Here is a 1,441-nt window from a genome sequence, read left to right as displayed (position 1 = left end):
TTGTTATATTTCGATTACACTGTCTATACGTGTCTTTTGATCGACATTAATGTTTTTACACTCTTTTAACTTAGTCAGCCATTCACGATCAGATGAACGATAAAATAATTTATCTTCTTTTTCCATTTCAGTGAGAATACCCTCAATATCTGAATCGCTAACCCAATCGATTTGCTTACAAAAAACATCCCACGTATCCCAGCACTTACCGAGTTTATCTTTTCCTGACCACCTTAAAACTTCAATAATATGAGAGATCCTTTCACTGTATACTGAACTTTCTACACCAGGAGAAATTCTTAATATATTGTAAAAAGGTTGTTTAGCACTATAAAAATCCCATACTCCATCTGATTTGGCGCACAACTTCATTACTGATTCGTAAAAGCTCTCCCTTACCACTTGGTCAGGATAGCCATCTTCATTTACCATTGAAATTATCGAGTTAACTATTTGATCGATTTCTCTATAAGACATTCTATTTTCAGGAGCTAATAACTTCCCACCAAATTCAATATACAATAATTGATTAGATAGTATTTCAACAAAAGCTTTAACGGCTTGTTGTCTAGAATCACGATTATTGAAGCGCTTTAAGACATCATCTTGAGATATGGTTTTTTTACCAATAATAAGAGCTACGATTTCTTTTAATCGAGCCTCTATATTGGCATGCTCGGCAAAAAAACGTTTCCCTGACTTTTTATACTCTCTGAACTCGTTAGATAGATCTTCTAAGAATTCACCTATCTCTGCTTTAATAATATGAATGTTTTTATCTTTGAATAGTAGTTTTGATTCTTCTAGAACTTTATCTTCAACCGTTGGATGAACAACCATAAATGCAGGAGGTTTTTCTTCGCCTAAATGGGCATAAACTTCATCGTATAAAAAACCGATATTAGGATCCGTTAGGCTATAACCAAGAAAAATAGGAGAGGCTTCTGAAAATAGAGTGTAAATTTTACGGTTTAAATATGTATCTTCCCTTTGAAAAGAAAAATATTGGCTTTGCGTAACAACAATACTTGAAGGTCTTCCTACATCTCCATGAATTTTAAATAGATTTTTTCCCGTATTTGAGACTTGAGGTGCTTTATCTTTTCTAACTACAACATTTACCAGGTCATCATATATTGTTTCTAACTGGTTATCCCAGTTAGTTGTAACAATCATATTGGGTGAAAATGCTCTAAATCTTCTAACCCAGTCTGGTTCAACACTATCTTTTTTTAGATCTAAAAGTGATTCTGCAACTAAAGAGTTAAATTTGATTTCATCGAAACCTTTTTCTTGTTTTGAATATGAACATAATAATTCCGCGGCTTTTAAGGGGTTTTTAACATCTAGCTCAAGCGGGTATTCAATCTTTTCACTAATTTTCTCTAAAACTGCTTCCCAACTACCGAAACCAAAATTATATGAAAAGCCTGAACCAATC

The 1,441-nt window shown here is 33.2% G+C and carries 1 protein-coding gene; it reads right to left on the bottom strand.

What is annotated here, in order from left to right; translation table 11 throughout:
- Positions 1-3 precede the first annotated feature (3 nt).
- The coding region (locus tag J8L97_RS22890) for an SIR2 family protein (RefSeq protein ID WP_211053024.1) at positions 4-1,441 on the bottom strand (1,438 nt) is incomplete at its 5' end.

The organism is Pseudoalteromonas sp. MMG012, assembly GCF_018100875.1.
GTDB classification, from domain to species: domain Bacteria; phylum Pseudomonadota; class Gammaproteobacteria; order Enterobacterales; family Alteromonadaceae; genus Pseudoalteromonas; species Pseudoalteromonas aurantia.
The sequence above is the reverse complement of the archived record's forward strand: the minus strand, read 5'-3'. Positions and strand labels throughout refer to the sequence as shown.